20 protein-coding genes are annotated in these 21,429 nt (G+C 39.5%); 9 read left to right on the top strand and 11 right to left on the bottom strand.

Going from position 1 to position 21,429, the window contains the following annotated elements; genetic code table 11:
- The 5 genes from HMPREF2979_RS03810 to HMPREF2979_RS03795 all read right to left on the bottom strand — a co-directional run.
- Positions 1-1,613 (bottom strand): glycosyl hydrolase family 28-related protein (locus HMPREF2979_RS03810; RefSeq protein ID WP_398584216.1); only part of this gene is annotated, 1,613 nt, incomplete at its 3' end.
- A 2-nt stretch (positions 1,614-1,615) separates the two neighbouring features.
- Positions 1,616-2,242: a YSIRK-type signal peptide-containing protein gene (locus tag HMPREF2979_RS10600; protein ID WP_398584215.1), complete on the bottom strand. Its 627-nt coding sequence runs from the start codon at positions 2,240-2,242 to the stop codon at positions 1,616-1,618.
- Positions 2,243-2,747: 505 nt separating this feature from the next.
- Positions 2,748-3,647 (bottom strand): Rpn family recombination-promoting nuclease/putative transposase, encoded by a 900-nt coding sequence (locus HMPREF2979_RS03805; RefSeq protein ID WP_070655220.1) that lies wholly within the window; start codon positions 3,645-3,647, stop codon positions 2,748-2,750.
- A 202-nt stretch (positions 3,648-3,849) separates the two neighbouring features.
- Entirely contained in the window at positions 3,850-4,617 is a 768-nt protein-coding gene (locus HMPREF2979_RS03800; protein WP_070655218.1) for an SDR family NAD(P)-dependent oxidoreductase, read from the bottom strand.
- A 31-nt stretch (positions 4,618-4,648) separates the two neighbouring features.
- Positions 4,649-5,806: an Mbeg1-like protein gene (locus HMPREF2979_RS03795; protein ID WP_070655216.1), complete on the bottom strand. Its 1,158-nt coding sequence runs from the start codon at positions 5,804-5,806 to the stop codon at positions 4,649-4,651.
- Between the two features lie 109 nt (positions 5,807-5,915).
- Between HMPREF2979_RS03795 and HMPREF2979_RS03790 the strand changes: the two genes are divergently transcribed.
- Positions 5,916-6,542 (top strand): Pr6Pr family membrane protein, encoded by a 627-nt coding sequence (locus HMPREF2979_RS03790; RefSeq protein ID WP_070655214.1) that lies wholly within the window; start codon positions 5,916-5,918, stop codon positions 6,540-6,542.
- Positions 6,543-6,579: 37 nt separating this feature from the next.
- Here HMPREF2979_RS03790 and HMPREF2979_RS03785 read toward each other — a convergent pair whose 3' ends face one another.
- Positions 6,580-7,422: a Cof-type HAD-IIB family hydrolase gene (locus HMPREF2979_RS03785; RefSeq protein WP_070655212.1), complete on the bottom strand. Its 843-nt coding sequence runs from the start codon at positions 7,420-7,422 to the stop codon at positions 6,580-6,582.
- Between the two features lie 151 nt (positions 7,423-7,573).
- Between HMPREF2979_RS03785 and HMPREF2979_RS03780 the strand changes: the two genes are divergently transcribed.
- From HMPREF2979_RS03780 to HMPREF2979_RS03765, 4 genes are all read left to right on the top strand, one after another.
- The gene (locus HMPREF2979_RS03780; RefSeq protein ID WP_070655304.1) at positions 7,574-7,963 is read left to right on the top strand and encodes a sodium transporter; all 390 of its coding nucleotides are present in this window, start codon (positions 7,574-7,576) and stop codon (positions 7,961-7,963) included.
- Positions 7,964-8,153: 190 nt separating this feature from the next.
- Positions 8,154-9,056 (top strand): glycoside hydrolase family 25 protein, encoded by a 903-nt coding sequence (locus tag HMPREF2979_RS03775; protein WP_070655210.1) that lies wholly within the window; start codon positions 8,154-8,156, stop codon positions 9,054-9,056.
- A gap of 112 nt (positions 9,057-9,168) precedes the next feature.
- On the top strand, positions 9,169-9,642 hold the full coding sequence (locus HMPREF2979_RS03770; RefSeq protein WP_014634221.1) for an aminoacyl-tRNA deacylase: 474 nt from the start codon (positions 9,169-9,171) through the stop codon (positions 9,640-9,642).
- 2 nt (positions 9,643-9,644) lie between these two features.
- Entirely contained in the window at positions 9,645-10,283 is a 639-nt protein-coding gene (locus HMPREF2979_RS03765) for a histidine phosphatase family protein (RefSeq protein ID WP_070655208.1), read from the top strand.
- A gap of 100 nt (positions 10,284-10,383) precedes the next feature.
- On the opposite strand, the gene HMPREF2979_RS03760 is transcribed toward HMPREF2979_RS03765, so the two are convergent.
- From HMPREF2979_RS03760 to HMPREF2979_RS03745, 4 genes are all read right to left on the bottom strand, one after another.
- Positions 10,384-10,803, bottom strand: coding sequence for a hypothetical protein (locus HMPREF2979_RS03760; RefSeq protein WP_070655206.1), 420 nt, complete (start codon positions 10,801-10,803; stop codon positions 10,384-10,386).
- A gap of 57 nt (positions 10,804-10,860) precedes the next feature.
- Positions 10,861-11,763, bottom strand: a complete 903-nt coding sequence (locus tag HMPREF2979_RS03755) for an HAD family hydrolase (protein ID WP_002890593.1) — start codon at positions 11,761-11,763, stop codon at positions 10,861-10,863.
- Positions 11,764-12,083: 320 nt separating this feature from the next.
- Positions 12,084-12,563: a hypothetical protein gene (locus HMPREF2979_RS03750; protein ID WP_002885961.1), complete on the bottom strand. Its 480-nt coding sequence runs from the start codon at positions 12,561-12,563 to the stop codon at positions 12,084-12,086.
- Positions 12,564-12,576: 13 nt separating this feature from the next.
- Positions 12,577-13,884, bottom strand: coding sequence for a LysM peptidoglycan-binding domain-containing protein (locus HMPREF2979_RS03745; RefSeq protein WP_070655205.1), 1,308 nt, complete (start codon positions 13,882-13,884; stop codon positions 12,577-12,579).
- Positions 13,885-14,111: 227 nt separating this feature from the next.
- Between HMPREF2979_RS03745 and lysS the strand changes: the two genes are divergently transcribed.
- Positions 14,112-15,602: a lysine--tRNA ligase gene (gene lysS / locus HMPREF2979_RS03740; protein ID WP_037597643.1), complete on the top strand. Its 1,491-nt coding sequence runs from the start codon at positions 14,112-14,114 to the stop codon at positions 15,600-15,602.
- A 52-nt stretch (positions 15,603-15,654) separates the two neighbouring features.
- On the top strand, positions 15,655-16,191 hold the full coding sequence (locus HMPREF2979_RS03735) for a DUF7832 domain-containing protein (protein WP_070655203.1): 537 nt from the start codon (positions 15,655-15,657) through the stop codon (positions 16,189-16,191).
- Between the two features lie 299 nt (positions 16,192-16,490).
- Here HMPREF2979_RS03735 and HMPREF2979_RS03730 read toward each other — a convergent pair whose 3' ends face one another.
- The gene (locus HMPREF2979_RS03730; RefSeq protein WP_013990830.1) at positions 16,491-17,522 is read right to left on the bottom strand and encodes an NAD(P)H-dependent amine dehydrogenase family protein; all 1,032 of its coding nucleotides are present in this window, start codon (positions 17,520-17,522) and stop codon (positions 16,491-16,493) included.
- Positions 17,523-17,618: 96 nt separating this feature from the next.
- On the opposite strand from HMPREF2979_RS03730, the gene HMPREF2979_RS03725 reads away from it, so the two are divergent.
- Together HMPREF2979_RS03725 and HMPREF2979_RS03720 are read left to right on the top strand one after the other, a co-directional pair.
- On the top strand, positions 17,619-18,491 hold the full coding sequence (locus HMPREF2979_RS03725) for a MerR family transcriptional regulator (protein ID WP_070655201.1): 873 nt from the start codon (positions 17,619-17,621) through the stop codon (positions 18,489-18,491).
- A gap of 47 nt (positions 18,492-18,538) precedes the next feature.
- Entirely contained in the window at positions 18,539-21,424 is a 2,886-nt protein-coding gene (locus HMPREF2979_RS03720; RefSeq protein WP_070655199.1) for a DEAD/DEAH box helicase, read from the top strand.
- The last annotated feature ends 5 nt before the right edge of the window (positions 21,425-21,429 follow it).

Raw genomic sequence — 21,429 nt, 5'->3', positions numbered from 1 at the left:
TCACTCTTTGGTGTTTCTGATGCTGATGTCTCAGAAACTACTTCACTAGTTGATACTTCAGAAACTGGAGTGCTTGAACTTGCCTCACTCTTTGGTGTTTCTGAAACTGAGGTCTCTGAGATTACTTCACTGTTTGATACTTCAGAAACTGGAGTGCTTGAACTTTCCTCACTCTTTGGTGACTCGGAAACTGAAGTCTCTGAGACTGGATTATTGACAGGTTTTGGTTCAGGTTTTGTTGGAGAAACTGCTGAGACAGCCCCAACAATCGTCGCCTTATTGTCAATCGTATTATTAGATAAACGGATTTCTCCATTACCATTGTCACCCATCTCAAAGTTTTTGGTAATCACTGGATCAGCCAAGGTATTCAATAGTTTATTATCGTAGACATCAACATTCTTGATTGTTCCACGAACTTGTTGGAAATCAATGGCACCACGATGGAGCTTATAGAGGTCATTAGTTGTCCCTGAACGTAGAATGGTATTGTCATGAATCTTAATTCCAGAATCATTGAGGTCAAAATTGTGACCTGCAAAGACAGTGTTTACACGGATACCTGCTCCAGCAAAGACGTCCTTGATGAGGTTTCCTGAAATTTCATGCCCCTTACCACCAAAAATACCGATACCAGCCGCACGCCAACCTGACTCAATGGTGTTGTTGAGGAATTTATTATTTTCCTCAGCTGCGGCATTTGTCCCATCTGAAATACTTGACCAGATAGCTAAACCATCATCACCATTCCCACGGATATTAGAGTTTTTAACTGTTGAATTCTTGGTCCCTTGGGCAAAGTTAATACCATCAGCCAAGTTATTACGGATACGAGCATTTTCAACGACAAGACCATCCGTATACTTCATATTTCCCGTCTGGTCGTAGTCTCCAATCCACATACCGACTTCAAAGTGCTGAACCCAGATATCGTGAATTTTCGAATCCTTACCAAGTGTTCCCGAAATAGCCTTGTACTGTGCATCCTCGTTATAACGAGACGTCAAGTTGGAATCCATGTAAAGATTGCTCAACTCAATGCCATTACTATTATGACCGAAGACAATTCCACCACCATAGCGTTTATCACTTGTAAAGTGCAGTTGTGTATGCCAAACACCAGCACCTGAAATTTTTAGATTATCAGCTTCGATATTAACTTGTTTGTCGAAATTGAAACGTCCCTCTGGAATATAGACAGATTTTCCGCTAGCTTTAGCTTCCTCAACAGCCGCAAGTAGGGCAGCTGTGTCATCACTATCATCATTGGCAGATGCACCCTTATCCACAATACTGATGCTATTTTCACCTTGGGCAACTGGCGCTGGAGCCTGTTCTAGCTCAATAAAATCAATACCATAAGGGACATTGTCATCTTTCTTCTTAACCAAAGAAATCTTATCACCAGATTTCAATTGGATGTCCTTGAGGAGAAGACGTGTCTCATCAAAACGGAAGCGTGCACTTGATCCATCAACGACTTGATCATATTCGTGGTCACCTTTAAGGTACTGCCATGCTGAGTGAGATGACAAATCAAGATTACCAACGCTTGAACCATTAACCTGCACATCCAACTGACCTGATGCACCATCAGGTATTGTATAACGCACATTCAAAGCATTGGCTGGCTCGGTGACATTGAAAGTAACTGCTGCATCTTTTTAGGAAGCTCGACATAAGTTTGGTTCGTCGCTTCCACGGCCGTAGATTCCATGTCAGTTGACTGTTGGATTGTAGCTCCATTTTCGATAGTCGCATTTTCTGCTTCATGAGTCGTGTAAGGCATTTTGGCACCGTAGGCATCTGTGTTATACTCCTTGCCTTGTCCTTGACCCTCAGTCGCATTGGTTAAGACATTTGCTGACGTTCCTTGATTTTGAGAGGTGCCTGTCTCAATCACTTGATCGATGGTCGGAGTCTGCTCAGCTGCTTGAACAGTCCTTACCTGAGGTTGAGACGGCATAATATTGGCAGGCTGAGAAGCTTGCACACTCTCTGATGCTAGCTCTGAAGTCGCCAACTGAGCTGTTGAAACCGCTTGAGGGGCCTGCGCTTGATTTGAAGCATCAGTCAAGTCACTAATCGATTGTGCCTCGTCAGCCTGAACTGCTTGCCCATTGGCAAGGGCCATGAAGCCAATCAAAGCCGATGCTGCCCCAATGGAATATTTTCGGATGCTGTACTTTGGTTTTGTTTTACTTTCTCTAAACAAGTTAATTCTCCCGATACTTTTTTTCACAATCTCTCCATTTTAGTTTTAAGCTATTCTCGAACTAAAAACAGAGACTCTTAAATATTTGATGTACTTAATGATGCTGTTGTTTCTTTAATCCAAAACAAACCAAAACAAATTATAAGTCATGAGAACACAAAATAAAAGGCTAAGTAATCCATTTTAACAAGGTCTTAACAAAAATGTCATATTAGAAAGTTCAGTTATTCATTTCTAAATTATAGTCTAAAAATGTCGCACAAAAAGGTAATTTCTTTCACGTGTAAGAAAGAGAAAACTCTAAACTTCCATAAAGGCTTATTTAGCAAGATTTATCGGCTAAAACAATCAAATTGTATTAAATCTGTTTTCTCAGATTTATGTCAAACGTTTGACAGTCTTTTTTAATTTTACGATTCAAAGTATTATTTTCCGAATGTTTTAGTATTACAAATGTTAAACATCAAAAAAATAAAAAAGAGACAAAAATCTGCCTCTTATTTTTCAAAAAAATAACTAACCTAACAAGATTTTACGATAACATTGCCTCTAGTTCTTCAAGTGACAGACCAGTCACATCTGATACTACTTCTAGAGATAGACCTTTTGACAGCATCTTACGAATCAACTCTAAGCGCTCCTCATGACGACCTCGCTCCAGTCCTTTCTCCAAACCTTCTTCACGTGCTTCATCAATTGCTGTTTCCATAGTCATGTCATAATTTTCTTGAATTCGTATGAGTTCATCAATCATCGCCTTTTCCTCCTGTGTCCAGCTGGATGAATCCAGTAATGAATCGGCATGCGTGACCGCTCGGCTAGGTGCCTTAGAAAATGGGAGATTTCCAAAGAACTCTAGCCACTGCCGCCCTTCATCCCTGATATGCTTATCTTTATTATACTTATCCAACTCTAAAAAGGCAATCTGAAGAAGGTTCTGCTGTTTTCCATCCTTATAGTAAGAATTTAATGGCTTGCCCGTCCGACTATTGGCCATCCAATAAGTATTAATCGGGGACTCCTCATCTGGCAACAAGGTCTTTTCCAAGATAGCTATGCCATAAACCGGCTCCATCTGCTCATACATCTTATGCGTCTGCCCTTGTTGGCGTAAGTGTTGCACATTTTCTACTAGTTGGTTAGCCAAATAATAATGAAAACGATTGAGAAAATAATGCTGCTTACGCACCTGAATCTCAATGATAACCTCAGTTCCATCATTCAACTTGGCTCGAACATCCACCGAGGTTGAAAAGAGCTCATCCTCATCAAAGTCCTTCTTGTGAAGCTGTGTCCCCTCCAAAATCTGAGCATCCACAACATCCAAATCCAAAATATCTCGAATAAATGCCACCGTCACCTCAGGCAGGCTGAAAATCTTCTTAGCCATGATATCCAAGGTCGGCGAGACATGCTTGTGTCTTTTTTCCATTTACTTCTCCTTAATAAAAAATAGAGGGTTGGCCCCTCTACTTCTATTATTCGGAAAAAGTAAATTTACAACCCTTTCCCTGTATGAGATTTTCCACTCTTTGGTAACTGGCTTCAATTTCTTCCTTGCTAAAGAGTTTTGTTTGCAAGTCTTCCCAGCTACTGCCAATGGCTGGATTAGTCTGATTCTTTATAAGCTTCTCCTAGTCTTCCTCCCTATGAATGGTAAACCCTGTAGCTTGTTGGTTTGCCATGATGGTCATGTCAGAAATCTGCACACGTCGTGGTTGTTTGGTGACGTAGAGAACAGCATCAGCAATATCTTGGGCTTGGAGGGCCTCTAAACCTTGATAAACCTTGGCTGCCTTGTCCTTATCACCGTGAAAGCGAACTTGAGAGAAGTCGGTCTCAACGATACCGGGCTGAATGGTTGTCACCTTGATATCTGTGGCAATGGTATCGATACGCAAGCCATCGCTGAAAGTTTTCACTGCGGCCTTGGTGGCTGAGTAAACGGCAGCACCTGCGTAGGCATAGATGCCCGCCGTAGAGCCCATATTGATGATATGACCCTCATTGGCAGCAACCATGCTTGGCAAAATCTGACGTGTCACCATCATCAAGCCCTTGACATTGGTATCGAGCATGGTTAGCATGTCCCACTCCTCATAGTCTTGGTAGGCTGTTAAACCTAGTGCCAGACCTGCATTATTGACCAAGACATGAACTTGCCCCACACTTTTGAGAATAGCTTGGCAAACATCCTTGACCATGGCTATATCAGTGACATCCAGGGCAAAGGTCCAAACTTTTTGATCTGGATAGGTTGCTTGGAGCTCTTCTTTTAGAGCTTCTAAACGCTCTACACGGCGACCGGTTAGGATGAGATTTTCTCCCTCTTTGGCAAAGGCACGCGCCGTTGCTTCACCAATTCCTGATGTTGCTCCTGTAATCAATACGTTTTTAGACATAAAATCCTCCACTTCTATGATTCCGCTGCCCCTAATCGTTGTTGGTAAAATCACTCAACTTCTTGATGAAATCAGGAAGTTCTAGCTTGGGCAGGTTAGATTTTTTGGTTCCTGACTTCCAAAATATCCAGAGTAACTGGTTGAAACCATCCTGCAGCACCTTCTTTTGTTGGTCCGAGAGATTGCCAAATTCTTGCAACATCTGGCCTAGCTTAGGGAGAGTTTTAATCCCAATATCATCTAGACTTTCAATTCCAGAATCAAGAATAGTATCAAAGAATAAATCACAGACTTGCTTGAGTTCTTGATTTGGCAAGGTCTCAATCCACTCTTGGAAGGTCTCTTTTAAGCGTTGACTCAGGTCTGTGGGCTGGTCCACATAAACAAAATCATTTGTTTCCAAGTCAACCTGCCAAAGTAAGACATTGTGTTGAGCAATGCCTATGCCATCTGCTGCTACGAGCTTTGCGACCTTATCCCAGTAAAGCATGACTCCTACAACAGATTCTTGAGGTCTGATAACCGTCATCTTAGCTTTCAACTCTTGGTAAGAAGGCTTCTCTAAGAGGGGCTTCATCAATCCCGGGGAATCCAGAAGCAAAAGCTCTGCTATTTTCTCACGCAGGACAGTCGAACTCTGAACAGCCGAATAGAGGGCAAGATTGCCACCCTTGGAATGTCCAGAAACAATGACATGACCAGTGAGGTTGGGCAAGTGCTTCTCCAGAAAAGCCATGGCTGAACGATGGGCAGGAATCTCCCGACTGTAGGTCAGCTGAAAATCCTCCTTCCACCCAATGACGCTATCATCTGTCCCACGAAAGACAATCTGCTGGTAATCCAATTCAGGCAGACTGAAAATCATAGCCGCAAACTGTTTTTCCACTTCCTTGTCCAAGACACTACAGTAGTCACTTAGATTAAGTCCAGCAAAACGCTTCGACCTGACCATGGCTTCAGCCAAATCTACCCGTTCCTTAGTCACCATGAAGGTATAATCGGGATTTAGGTCCTTACCCTCTGCATAATCATGTAGATTGATGGTTTCCTTCAAATCACTTGCTGAGAGCCATTTTTCATAAGTCAGGTAGCCAATCTCATTGATGCAAACCTTATCCAAGATATTTAGAGGCTCTTGGTCGAAAGGCAAATCCTTAACCTTATCAAGATAATCGATTAAATTGGACATCATTACTCCTTAAAGTCTTTCTTACCTTGATTTTACTAGAATTTTCAATAAATTGTTAGTGAAAAATGTGATATGATAAGAGAGATTATTTATTAGGAAAAGGAAGCTTATGACTATTTCACGATTTTACCGTATCTTACTAGCCCTCTGTGGACTGGTAGGAGTCTCTATCCAAATCCATGATGATGGTTGGGGCATGTTGCTCTATTACACTGTTTTGTCCAATATCCTCGTCTTCTCTAGTTTGATTTTCTTTATCATCTATGACTTCAAAAAAGGGGATGCGACGACTAACACCAAACTCTTGCGTTACAAGGGTGGCGTAACCATGGCTATCCTCATCACTGGAGTCATCTATCATATCCTCTTGGCACCTATTACAGAGCCTGAGAAATTCTGGACCCTCCGTAACTTCTTGGTCCACTATATTGTGCCTTGGGGATTGGTGCTTGATACCCTCATTTTCGATGCTAAGAAGGCCTACCGTCTACGTGAGCCAATTTACTGGTCCGTGGTCCCTCTGTCTTACTTTGTCTTTGCCCTTCTAAATGGCTTGGTACTAAAACTCCCAATTCCAGGTGCCAAAGATAGCCCCTTCGCCTACTTCTTTATCAATGTCAATAAATTTGGTTGGAACAAGGTCTTGGTAAATGTCCTAGTTATTAGTGCTGGGTATATCGCTGTTAGCTATCTCTTATATCTCTTGAAAAAATTTATCGGTCGTAAACCGGCATAAAACACAAACTGAGCTACCAAATGGAACTCAGTTTTTTCTATTTCAACAAGCCCAATTTATCAAAAGCTTTGTACAAGCCATCAGCTTCAACATCGTCTGTGACTAGGTCTGCCATAGCCAATATTTCTGGGCCACCATTTCCCATGGCAACACCAACCTCACAGTATTCCAACATAGGGATATCAATCTTGGCATCGCCGAAAACAATGGTATCCGAACGCTTAGCCCCCAAATGTTCCAAAAGAACATCAATGGCATGGGCCTTGTTAATATCCTTAACACCCAAGTCACCAAATAAGGCTGTTTCACCTCGTCCTCCCCAAGTATGGGCTTCAAGCTGTGGAAAAGCTTCTTTGGAATCCAAGTGATCCTGATAGGACTCCAAAACGAAACTGACCTTGTTTAGGTCGTCACGGTAGAGTTCCCCACCATACTGGAGGCCATGAATGAAATCTTCTGGTTCCTTACCCTCAACAGGCTCTGCAGATTGCCCCTTTTGAATAGCGTAAGTCTTAAGTGTCTCACGCGCCCGCTCCCGAAAATCAGGACTGGCAAAGAGGCCGTTATTACTCTCCAGATAAAAGGCCAGATGGCGCTCTGTCAGCCAATCCACAATCTTTGCTGCATCTTCCTTGGAAATCAGCTGATGCATGAGGACCTGGCCATGATACTCCACATAAGAACCATTGCCACCAATCATCCCATCTAAGCCAATTTCCCATAATTCCGGTTGCATTTCTGCCTTGCTACGTCCGGTACAAACATAGACCAGGTGCCCCTTTTCACGCGCCTGACGAATTGCCTTGACTGCTGACTCTGGAATACGATTATGATAATCCACCAATGTCCCATCAACATCTAGAAATATAAGTTTTGACATGTTTTCACCTCGAGTCTTCTTTTACCTTATTATACCCTGATACTGCTCCAAGAGATAATACTTTCCTCGGACAAACTGATACTATCCTATGATAGTATTCTTCTCAATCCAAAGCATTGCCATTTCTCCTGAAAGAAGCTATGATGAAGGTATGAACGATTTAAAAACACTACTGAATCACCTGCCCTATAAATTAGCAGCCTATGATCCCCAAGGAAACTTTCTCTACGACAACGGTGGCGCTGACGGTAGTTTCTTCCCCCGTGAGCCTGAAAATCTGCCTGATTGGATTGTATCTGAAGTTCTAGCGTCTCCTACCAAAGAAAGAAGTTATCAGATTCCAACTGACAGTTTTGATCAAGTCCTCATCCAGACCTACCAAGCTGCTATCGACAACGAAGGAAAGGTCCTAGGATTTTGGGAGACTATTTATGATTTGAAGCAACCTCTCAAGACCTATCTGGATAACTCTGCTCAAGCTCTTGTCGCCTGGTCTGATGCCACTAGTGGCGCTAGTTTCAAGGAAGAAACTGACTTTTAAGTTAAATTTCTTGCTTTAATAAATGAAAAATTCACTTAATTCAAGACCAGCGCAAAACACCCTTATTCATAAAATGTGCCTAAGTCAGCACTACAAAGGCTTTTTGAAAATCAGTCACTTTAATATCTCTCACAGAATTTATAAACACTCTATTTTGCATTTTTGCGCTATTTAAGGTAGAATGGGAGTAATGAGAAAAAGAATAAAACCGATCGTTGTTTACGTGGTTCTAGCTCTTTTAGGATTAGCATTAGTTATTGCAAATATTCACAATACGTCCAAACAGCAGGCGCATCTTCAAAACGTGAAATCTGCTATTCCTTCTGCTACTAAACCAAAAACAACAACCAGTAGTACATCTAGCAGTTCCGACGAGGAGCTGATACTCAATCCCATTATCGACCTTTCGGGGTGGCAACTACCTCAGGATATCGATTACGATGTCTTGTCAAATCATATTTCTGGTGCTATCGTCCGCGTCTTTGGTGGATCACAGATTAGTAAGGATAGTAATGCCGCAAGTTCAAATGGGATCGATAAATCTTTTAAAACACATATCAAAGAACTCAAAAAACGTGACGTTCCAGTTGCCGTTTACTCTTACGCTCAAGGTACTTCTGTAAAGGAGATGAAGGAAGAAGCTCGTATTTTCTACAAGAATGCTTCTCCATATAAACCTACCTATTACTGGATTGACGTTGAAGAGGAAACCATGTCTAACATGGAAGAAGGTGTCCAAGCCTTTCTTGCTGAGCTCAAACGTCTTGGAGCTGAAAAAGTTGGTCTCTATATTGGTGCTTATTTCATGCTTGAGCAAGAAGTTTCAACTAAAAACTTCGACGCTGTTTGGATTCCAGCCTATGGTACCGATTCTGGTTATTATGAGGCTTTGCCAAATACTGAAATCGACTATGACCTTCACCAATATACATCACAAGGAAGCCTTCCTGGTTTCGACAATATCCTAGATCTTAACCAAATTAATCCTGAGAAAAACAAACGTAAAACCTTTGAAAAACTCTTTGGTAAGATTAAGCAAAAACCAACTAAAAATAAGAAGACTACTTCGACAAGTTCATCTAGTAGTCAGTAAAAACCAGTGTCTAAGGCACTGGTTTTCTTCTTGTCAAATTGGTTTAGGCGTGTTCGGTCGAATGTGTTATAATGGATGGTAGAAATGTATAACTTTAAAAGGAGATATGACAATGGCTAAGAAAGGCAAAGTCAAGAAGACCCTGGTTGACCAAATTCTTGATAAAGCTAAGATTGACCATGATAGCTTATCCTTCAATGGTTTAGAAGGGGAGCTTCCAGAAGATGTGGCGCGTGAGAGCATTTATAAAACCCTCGCCCTTAAGGGGGATAAGACAGGACCAGTCATCGGCATCGTCCCTATCACCGAGCACCTGTCTGAAAAGAAATTAGCTAAAATTTCAGGGAACAAGAAGGTTCAAATGATTCCACAAAAGGATCTCCAAAAAACAACAGGCTATGTTCACGGGGCCAACAACCCAGTGGGTATTCGCCAAAAACACAATTTCCCTATTTACATCGATCAGTCTGCCCAAGAAGCTGGCTTCCTTATTGTCTCAGCGGGAGAAATTGGGCGTTCTATCCGTATCAATAGTCAAGAACTTGCTGATTTTGTTAATGCTGAATTTGCTGATATTAAGGAGTAATCATGAAACTGTATTTTGTACGTCACGGTAAAACTGAGTGGAACTTGGAAGGCCGACTTCAAGGCGCCAAGGGAGACTCGCCTTTGCTTAAAGAATCTATTGAACAAGTACGTGAGCTAGGTCACTATCTTAGTGACACTCATTTTGACTTGGTCTTCTCAAGTGACCTACCACGTGCTAAAAAAACTACAGAGCTCATCATGGAGTCTCAAAAACCTAAAGCTAAAGTTACCTACACTAAAGCTTTGCGTGAATGGCAGCTTGGAAAACTGGAAGGACAAAAAATTTCACTCGTTCAGGCCATCTATCCAAAAGAAATGGATGCCTTCCGTCATAACCTAGCCAACTTCCGTGCTAATGACTTCCAAGCTGAGTCTGTTTACCAGACAACCAAACGTGTGGCTGAATTTGTCAAAACACTTAAAGATAGTAATGCTAAAAATGTCCTCATTGTCGGTCACGGAGCTAACCTAACAGCTTCTATCCGTACCCTCCTTGGTTTTGAACCTGGTCTTCTTCGTAAGGCAGGAGGTCTTGACAATGCCTCTGTCACTATTCTCGAAACCAATGATTTCGAGCACTTCACTCTTAAATGTTGGAATGATACATCTTATATGGATGAACAAAACAAGATTAGCTAAAATCATCGACCAACTTCATAAGACAAGCGATCCTGATTTAGGGTCGCTTTTTTGCACTCAAAAAGCCCTTAAAGCTATTACTTTAAGAGCTTCACTTCCATTATTTCCAACTCGGTTCCTCTGGCAAACGGTCTAATTCAACACCAAATCCTCGAGCCAAATCATCTAATTCCTTTTCGAAAACGTCTAGTTCCTGTAAAACAAGATCATACTGTCCTTCAGACAATAAACGCTTAAAACGAAGACCACGACTCAAGACAAATTCCATATATATTTTGACAGTTCTATGAACATGTTCCCAATAGTTGTTAGCAAACTCTCGTTGCTTTTCTTCAGTATTAAGGTGGTCTGATAATGCATTATAGGAATCCCAGGCAAGACACTTCATCTGTTCTGCATCTCTAACACCTTCAAAGAGATCGTCACGTTTGGCTTCGAGTGATTCGACCTCTTTTCTCAAAGCCTCACGTTCAGCACTTAGTGCTTCAATATCATGTTTTAAGTTGTTGATTTCTACCATTTTCAAACTCCTTATCTCACGTTCTAGACAATAAAACGGCCACACGAGGCCGCTCTATTATCTTCCATATTTCATACGAAGGATTTTTTCCTGGTTCGCATTCAAACGAAGAAGGATAACCACTTTATCAATACTCATATTGCTCTCCAGAAGACGTTCAGCCGCCATCATAAGACCATTATTGATACCTAGTTGAAGGACTGGATTTTCATTATCATTGATATCAAAGATATATTTATTATTTGGAAGGTCGAAAAGGACTTTCACCGCTCCAAAGAGTTGCTCAAAACTATCAATTTCCAAGTCGAAGACTGGCTTAGTACCTGGTTTAAGGCTACGTCCACGGTGGTTAAACCACATTGAGTGCCAGCCACCATTGAAGGCCCCCATGACATCATTGTCATAAGAATCTCCAACGTAGAGCGTCGTCGATGGATTCATGTCAAATTGCTCAGCTGCGAGGTTGAAGATTTCCTTCTCAGGCTTTTGGAAGCCTGTCGCCTGACTGACGATGACACGCTTAGGATCAACGTAATCATAAAGTCCTAACTTCTTAACCTTTTTAAGTTGGTGCTCTGTTGGTCCATTGGTAATAATCCCCATAGGCACATTTTTTTCCTTGAGGAAATCAAGGGTCATGCGCATTTCATCAAGCATGGTGATGTTTTCCAACTCATGCTCGTAAACCTCTTGGAAATGGTTACCCGTTTCTTCATCAATTTCACGGTAGCCAAACTCCAAAAGGGTCTCTTTACAGCGCCAAAAACGGAAATACTCGGTTGTCCACTCACCTGCCATTACACGTGGAAAACCAACATCAGAATAGTGGCGGAAACGAATGTAGGCTTGATTCATGTGACTCATATCAAAGTCAGGGAAACATTTTTCCATGGCAATACGATAAGGTGCCTGTTGGTCGTAAATAGTATCGTCAACGTCAAAAACAATAGAGGTAATCATCTGTCCGTTCTTTCTTATATCATTCTCTTGTCAGAGACTTAGGTAAATTAAGAGATCTAATAACTAAACTGCAATATCAGTCAGCTCCTAATTTAATCCTAAGTCTTGCAAAAGTAAGCTTTAAGTCAACTGTCTTGGGGCAATCTTACTCGTCTATTTTTTATCAGAATGCAATTGCCCAAACAGTCTTATTATACCGTTTTTACCCTCTTATTTCAAATTTCGACCCCACTTAAGAAAAGATTATTCGTGTTTTGAAGATAGAAAAAGGTTTGGAACATACTGTCCCAAACCTAATGCATCTTGTCATATTCAGACACTTATTTAATTTCTTTGAAGGTCATTTTTTGTTTGACTTCACCCTGACCACCTTTGGCAATCTGGTAATAAAAATCTTTTGATGTGAAGTGGTCACCATAAGCAAAGACCTTGTTGTACTGCCATTGTGACAATTGATCGTCCTCTTTTTTACCAAGAGTCAATGTTGTTTTTGTTACACTGTATTCCCACTTAGCTGTTTGGTCATTATAGGCCTTGTCAAAATCAGTCTGACTCTTAGCAGCATTAACCACTGTCGTACGATCTTGACTCACAAGTGCCTTGTTACCACCTTCTTGGAAGGCTACATACATGACACGATTATTGACCTCACCGTTTAGAGTACTTGAGTATTGGTAAACCTTACCAGGTACAACACTATCCAAATGGTGTGTTCCCCAGTAATAGAAAGCACCAAATCCAGCTCCCGTAACCAAGAGACAGGCGAGAACGACACTAATAATGATATTTCTCTTTGACATGTGCTGCCCCTCTCTATTCGTCACCAGTTAGGTCAGAGAAAGTTGCCTCTGAGTCTGTTTCAGTGTGACTTGAAGAACTTGATGATGAACGTTCAACACTTGATGAGCTTGAACTCATGCGTGTTTCTGTTTGAGAATCATCACTTGATGACGCCTTAGATTCTGATGATTTTTCAGTGCTTGATGATGAACTTTCTTTTTCTTTATAAACATCAACGTTGAAAGCCCACTTATCACCCTTATAACTTACCTGAATTTGAGCATATTTTGCCTTAATAAGATCTGACAGCTTACCTCCGTTGCTAAGGGTGTCGTAAATCTTTTCAGCGAGAGCTTTCGCATTAGCTTCCGTTTTGGCACCATCTTTAGGTCCATCAACAATATCTTTAGCTTTTGGCGTTTCACCTTCAAGGTAAAGGGCTTTGCTTTCAGTGTCCTTCTTAGCAGTAGCATTTGCACCAGTCTTATCACCTTCATGTGAGAAGAATGTCCATGCAGGACTACCTGAGCGTTTTTGTTGATATACTTGTTCGAATTCGCTTTGAACCTTGTCTTGGAAAGCATCATCAGTCAATTCTTTTTCCTTAGAACTTTCTGTACTTGCTTTGCTTTCACTACTGCTTGCTGTTGAGCTTGATGCAGAAGATGATGATGATCCACTTGTTGAACTTGATGAAGCATCTTTAGATTCTGATGATGAAGAAGAGTCCTTGCCATCTTTAGAATCTTTAGTATCTTTGTCTTTACCGTTGTTATTGTTAGTTGTGCTATTTGAGAATGAAACGCTATTGTCAGAATTATCTGGAGCGTAAATCACTGTATTCTTAGAATGGTCATCAGAGACAAAAGTGCTGTTATTGATAATCACTCGGTTGTTATCACCGTAGTAGTTGTTGATAACAATCTTAGAATGTGCACAACGGTAACCATTACCAGTCACATGGTAACCTGCTGGGACATCACCGTCACGTTTCAAGATGAGGATATCACCTGCAAAGATAAGATCAATATTCTGAATATTGTTATCGTAGGCTAATTTTTCAATAGAAATCCCAGTTGCTTGAGAGATTCCCCACAAGGTATCTCCCCATTGAATCACGTACTGTTGGCCATCTAACTGCTGTGGATTGATATTCTGAGTTGTCAAATTATTTGTAATTTGTTCAGGTGTGCTGGCAATCCAGTTTGTAATATCAGCAGCATGAGCACTCGTTTGATTTTGATAAAAGCTATCTGCTAACACAGATACCGTAGGCATCCCAATAGGTGCTAGTAAAGCGCCAAGCATCACGGCTTTACTAACATATTTTTTCTTTTTCATCGTATTTCCTCCTTATATCATACGAAGCTTACTTTGCTATTGTACACCCTTTTTATTATATTTGTCAATAAATTCTATAACTTTCTAATCAAAGATTAATGCTAGTTAACGATTTGTCCTAAAAATAGACAAATCCTAGCTTTATTTATCTGACATTTAATCATTTGTCCTATCTTTAGAAGGTGATTTATGATACAATAATTACGACTATTTTATGGAGGACTAACATGTCAAATCAACACATGGAAGAATTGAACGATCAACAGATTGTCCGTCGTGAAAAAATGGCGGCTTTGGCTGAACAAGGAATCGATCCTTTTGGTAAGCGATTCGAACGCACAGCTACATCTGGTCAATTAAAAGAAAAATACGCTGACAAAACAAAAGAAGAATTGCACGAAATCAACGAAACTGCTACTATCGCAGGTCGTTTGATGACTAAACGTGGTAAAGGTAAAGTTGGCTTCGCCCACATCCAAGACCGCGATGGTCAAATCCAAATCTACGTGCGTAAAGATGCTGTCGGTGAAGAAAACTACGAAATCTTCAAGAAAGCTGACCTTGGTGACTTCCTCGGTATCGAAGGTGAAGTTATGCGTACAGATATGGGAGAACTTTCTATTAAAGCTACTCATATCACACACTTGTCTAAAGCCCTTCGTCCATTGCCTGAGAAATTCCACGGACTTTCAGACGTTGAAACAATCTACCGTAAACGTTACCTCGATTTGATTTCTAACCGTGAAAGCTTTGACCGCTTTGTCACACGTTCAAAAATCATTTCTGAAATCCGTCGCTACCTTGATGCTCAAGGTTTCCTTGAAGTAGAAACACCTGTTCTTCACAATGAAGCTGGTGGTGCTGCTGCTAAACCTTTCATCACGCACCACAATGCTCAAAACATCGACATGGTGCTTCGTATCGCGACTGAACTCCACCTCAAACGTCTCATCGTTGGTGGTATGGAACGCGTTTACGAAATCGGACGTATCTTCCGTAATGAAGGTATGGATGCCACTCACAACCCTGAGTTCACATCTATCGAAGTTTACCAAGCTTACGCTGACTTCCACGATATCATGAACTTGACTGAAGGTATCATCCAACACGCTGCTAAAGCTGTTAAAGGTGACGGACCTATCAACTACCAAGGAACTGAAATCAAGATCAACGAACCATTCAAACGCATCCACATGGTTGACGCTATCAAGGAAATCACTGGCGTTGACTTCTGGCAAGACATGACTTTGGATGAAGCCAAAGCTATTGCTGCAGAAAAGAATGTTCCAGTTGAAAAACACTACACTGAAGTTGGTCACATCATCAACGCCTTCTTCGAAGAATTCGTTGAAGAAACATTGATTCAACCAACGTTCGTTTACGGTCACCCAGTTGCTGTGTCTCCATTGGCTAAGAAAAACCCAGAAGACCCTCGCTTCACTGACCGTTTCGAACTCTTCATCATGACTAAAGAGTACGGAAATGCCTTCACCGAATTGAACGACCCAATCGATCAATTGTCACGTTTCGAAGCACAAGCTGCTGCTAAAGAACTCGGGGACGACGAAGCAACAGGCATCGACTACGACTACGTTGAAGCCCTCGAATACGGTATGCCACCAACAGGGGGACTCGGAATCGGTATCGACCGTCTCTGCATGCTCCTCACTGACACAACAACCATCCGTGATGTCTTGTTGTTCCCAACGATGAAATAAAAATGATATCCCATTAGTCAAATAATGGGATATTTTTATATGAGGTATAAACATGTTTAGAAAACTGAAGTCCCTTTTTAAGAAAAAATCAACTGTAATTGAACAGCCTGAGACAAAGAGAGAAGAAAGTCAATTAGACTTTCCCATAGACCGCGCAGATTATTTTTTCAATCATGCACTTGTATTCTATTGTGAAGAAAATGATATCCCGTCAGAAAAACTAAGCAAATCAGATATGCTAGAGATTAGCAAAAGAGCTGCCTTTCATCTCAGTGTCTTCGTAGCCTGGCTAGCAAAGCACGATTTTCTGAATCCCCAAAGTGATAGCTTTAATCTTGAAGATGCACAAAAACTCAAGAATGAAACGATTATGGGTACAGACTATCTCTTTAAACATCTTGATGAAAAACTCTATTCATCTGATATTAGTGACACACTCCTCCCCTTCATCTCTGATTTTTATGAAGATTACATGGATTTCTGTTATACAGTCTTGGTTGATGATGTTGCTAGAACTGAATTTGATTGGAAAATCTATCACTTGGTTGAAGAGGATATCGATGAGATGTTTGCTAGTTACAAAGAATAATTAGTATAAATAGAAAAAATTTCTCTCGTAATTACCGTGAAACCTTCTTTTATATTTTGCTCTTGGAGCCCTTACTCAAGTAACCGAACCTCCCATCACCGCTAGCATAGTGGTTAGTAAAAAAATAAGCTAGTTGATTCACCTGGTTTGTGATAATAAAACTTACCAAAGTTACTACTATAATTGCAAGTATCCCCAAACCATCACCTTCATGTTACTCTCCTAACATAAGGAAGTTGTTTAACTCAAAACTATCAAAAAGTTCTCCCTCTTGATAACTTCAGAGGGAGAACTTTCTGCTATTTAACGTAAGTATGCAATGGATAAGTAGGGAATTCAACTTCACGAGCTTTTTCAGATGTCACAAAGCCAGCTGGTGCATCTAATACTGTAGGAATTCGGTTGATAATAGTTGCACAGGTATGTGCAACTGTATCTGGTTTTGACACTGAGAAGACAAGATTAGGCTCACCAGTAATCTCCCAGTCACACATATCTCCATCATCTTCACGATATACCTTACCTATACATTCCACTTCAAACTCAACTCCTTGATGAGTATGAATCGTTGTTACTGCTGACATACCTGTCACGTCACCTGCTTTAATAGTTCGACCAAGAGTTGCAGAATAGACATCCTCATCTAGAACATAAGGAACACTCTTTTGAGAAATATCCTTAATGGTCCAATTCATTTTTGAACAAATAGCTTCAGCAGAATTCCACATATAAGATGGGAAACTTTCAGCACTTGCGATTTCAGCATCAAATCGTTCTAAATCATAACCAGCACCATGAGCTTCTGCAAGAGCAAGTCCATAGTCTTCTACATTATAGCTAACCTTACCTTTGATCTTATCGATTCTGTTTAGCCCTGCCATGGCAAGACAAGGCATATTAATCCAGTAAATATCTTGCATCCCAGATCCCATAATTGTAACGCCATATTTTTTCGCTAATTTATCTAAGCGATTGGTCTCAGATGGTGAGGTTGTCCAAGGATAAATGGCTTCTTCACAAGTTGTTATAACATTGACCCCATGCTTAATAGCTGTTTCAAAGAAATCATACATTTCTGGCATATAGGAAAGAATTGTCACGATGGCGATATCAGCATCACAATTGCTAAAGACTTCCTCCGCATTGTCTGAAATTAGGACACCAGTTTTATAACCGAGTCCTGCAAAATCACCTACATCTTGACCAACAATATTTGGATTATTATCAATCGCTCCAACGATTTCAATACCATGATCTAACATGTATTTGAAAAGAACTTGAGACATTTTCCCACAACCAAATTGTACTGCACGAATTTTAGTATTTTTCATAGATTTCGCCTTCTTTCTATAAAGGTTGTTATTTATTTCACAATTATATTATAATGTCTCTAGTAACTAGAGAGTCAATAGAAAGTTTGGTGAAAAATGAAAGACATTTTACGAATTGGAGAGTTCTCCAAATTAAATAATATTCCTATTCGTACGCTAAGATTCTATGACCAGATTGGTCTCTTGAAACCATATCAAGTCGACCCTGAAACCAACTATAGAGGTTATCATATTGAGCAATCATCCCTTGTGGATGCCATACAGTATTTGCGTCAACTTGACTTTTCTTTGGAAGAGATTAAGGAAATCCTGTCTGATATCGAAAATTCACACCTTCACAAACTGATTATCGACAAGTATCAGCAACTCATTGAAGAACAAAAACGTATCAAAAAACAACTTCGAGAAATTGAAATCTATCAATCTGGAGCCTTGCTTTACCAGGCGAAATCCCACTCTCAACACTTGGAAATCCAAACATTTCCTGAACGTTCTCTTTATCGCTTTCAGATTGATTCAAATATCTATCAGATGTCAACTGAGGAATACGAACTTCATTTACGATGTTTTAAGCAAGAAATCATACAATACAATCCTTTTTTCAATCATTTTAGTCGAGTAGGTTCAATTATGCCAAAAGAGAATTTCATCAGTCAAAACTTTGATTCCAAAGAGTTTACACTATTTGATGATGAACCCATCTATCACTCTCATCTAACCAAAAACATACTCCCAGAAGGTAACTACGCTATACGTTACTGTAAATCATTCGAAGAAGAAATTAAGCTCTTGCCTCAATTCCTCTTAGATATTCGTGAACAAGGTTATCAAATTATTGGAGACTATCTTTGTGAGGTCATCCATGAGCATCCTAGCCTAGAAGAACAAAAAAGAGATATGTTTATTCGAATGCAAGTTAGAATTGGAAAAAAAGTTAAAAATTTCAACCTAAACCATTTTCGTAACTAGTATTTGCTATAATAGGTTTATCCTGCAACTTAGAAAGGGCTTATACAATGCCAGAGGGAATTAATTTATTTCAGGACACTTTGATAAAATCACTTAAGTTTGGTTTTGTTGATAACATTAAATATCAAGAGGGTGGGTATTCTCCGCAAATTCTTGTGAATAATAGTGATGAAAAGCGCTATGTCTTGACAGACCTGCAGGAAGAATTAAGTAAGTGTACTGCTTTCTACTTTTCTGTTGCCTTTGTCACTAAAAATGGAATTGCCATGATTAAGTCTCAGTTATCAGATCTAATGGACAAGAAAGTGCCAGGAAAAATCTTGATTTCCCCTTATCTAGATTTCAACGACCCTGATGCAATGCGTGAGCTACTAAAACTTAAAAACGTTGAAGTCCGTTTAACACCTGAAAAAATGCAGATGCATGCTAAATTTTATCTCTTCGAACATACTGGTAAACAGGTACTGATTTCAGGTAGTTCCAACCTTACTCATACGGCTCTAAAAATCAATTATGAATGGAATATCAAACTAACCTCTACTCATAACGGGGAATTCATTCAGAATACCAAATCAGAATTTGACCGTATTTGGGAACAGTCAGAGTTACTAACACCCGAAATAATTGATACCTATGCTCAAAAGAGAAAGAAGGTTATTAGTCTCACAAAGATTAATGACGAAGAGAAACTCCCCTATTCAGCTGAAAAAATAGTTCCTAATAAAATGCAAGAAGCCGCACTAGAAGGACTCAGAAATATTCGTGAACAGGGAAAAGATAGGGCACTCGTTATCAGTGCCACAGGTACTGGTAAGACATTTTTATCTGCCTTTGACGTTAAACAATATAATCCTGAACGCATGTTATTTATCGTCCATCGTGAACAGATTCTCAAAAAATCTTTAATAGATTTTCAAAAAGTTCTGGGCTTTAATCCCTCTGAAGGACATATTTATCACTCAGGTGACGATTTAACTGGTAAAAAATATATCTTCGCGACTATTCAAACATTGTCACGCGAGGAGAACTTAAAAGCATTTTCAAAAGACTTCTTCGACTATATTCTCATTGACGAAGTGCATAAGGCTGGGGCTGATTCATACAAAAAAGTTATGGACCATTTTACACCCAATTTTTATCTAGGTATGACAGCAACTCCTGAACGTACTGATGGCCAAAATATCTACGAGATTTTTGACTATAATATTGCCTATGAGATTCGCCTACAAGATGCATTAGAAAATGACATGCTTTGTCCTTTCGTTTATTTTGGTGTTAAAGACATTGAAATTGATGGTCAACTTATTGACGAAAAATCAAATATCTCAAACCTTACATCAGATGAGCGTGTTAAACATATTCTAAATAAAATTGACTTCTATGGTGTTTGTAATAATCAAGTTCGAGGACTTATTTTTTGCTCATCAAAAGCAGAAGCCAGAGAATTATCAATAAAACTTAATCAACATGGGAAACGTACCATCGCATTGACTGGTGATGACGATATCAACTATCGTGAAAAGGTTGTTAAGCAATTAGAAGATGGAAAGCTTGAATATATCTTAACCGTTGATATCTTTAATGAGGGAATAGATATACCATCCGTAAACCAGGTAGTTATGTTACGTAACACGCAATCAAGTATCATTTTTGTTCAGCAACTTGGTCGTGGACTTCGTAAGCATAAAAGCAAGGATTACGTTACTATTATTGATTTTATTGGTAATTACAAAAATAACTATCTGATTCCAATTGCATTATTCGGTGATAAATCTATGAATAAAGATAATTACCGTCGTGAACTGCGTGAACCAAATATCTTGAGTGGTTTAACAACCGTAAACTTTGAGGAAGTTGCTAAAGAACAAATCTTCAAATCGATTACAAACACGGTTCTATCTAACATGAAAATTCTCAAAGATGCTTATACAGATCTTGAAAATAAACTTGGTAGAACGCCTATGCTAATCGACCATTTAACCTTTGATAATATTGATCCCATAGTATTTTTCAACAATAACAGCTTTAAAAACTATGCAGATGTTATTAACAAATTTTCAAACAAGTCAATTGAACTCACTGATGCTGAAAGTAACTGGTTGAGTTTTATCACATTTGAATTTCTTCCTGGCAAACGAAAACATGAGCTTCTTCTACTTCAGGAACTTATCAAACAGGATAAAGTCTCGAAAGATAAATTTATTGAGATATTGGAAACAGAACAATTATCTACTAAAGACTCAATCATCTCCTCTGTTGAAAATGTATTAAGTCTTCAATTTCTTAAATCTCAAGAGGTAAAAAAATTCGGTACTGAACCTCTGGTCACTCTAGAAAAAAATGTTTATAAGCTCAATCCTGAGGTCCTAGATTGTTTCAAGAACTCTGATTTTGCCTTGCTTTTTAATGATGTTATTGAGGCTGGACTCTACAAAACGAATGATTATCCTGAAATATTTACAATCGGTCAAAAATATTCTCGTCGTGATGTCTGTAAACTTCTTAACTGGTCTAAAGATGAACCTCCACTTAATATTGGTGGCTATAAAATAGACAAGAACACTAACACTTGTCCAATCTTCATCACCTATCATAAAGATGATGAAATCAGTGATACTATCAAATACGAAGATGAGTTATTAAATGAAACTACTCTAAAATGGTTTTCTAAAAACAAGCGTACACTTGAGTCACCAGATGTAAAAACAATTATCAATTCCCCTGAAAATGGATTAGATCTAAAATTATTTATCATTAAAGATGATGCTGAAGGTGGAGATTTTTACTATTTAGGTGACTTAACCATCGTACCATCTACTGTTGAAGAATTAGTGCGCCCACTGGAAAGTGGTAATGAAAGTATTGTTACTATGAATTTCAAACTAGATAATCCTATTCCTGATACTCTCTATCGCTACATAACTAATAAATAAGAGCA

Origin of the sequence: Streptococcus sp. HMSC078H12 (assembly GCF_001814615.1) — a bacterium.
GTDB lineage: Bacteria > Bacillota > Bacilli > Lactobacillales > Streptococcaceae > Streptococcus > Streptococcus salivarius_F.
Note: the sequence above shows the minus strand (reverse complement) of the source record. Positions and strands in the feature narration are given on the sequence as shown.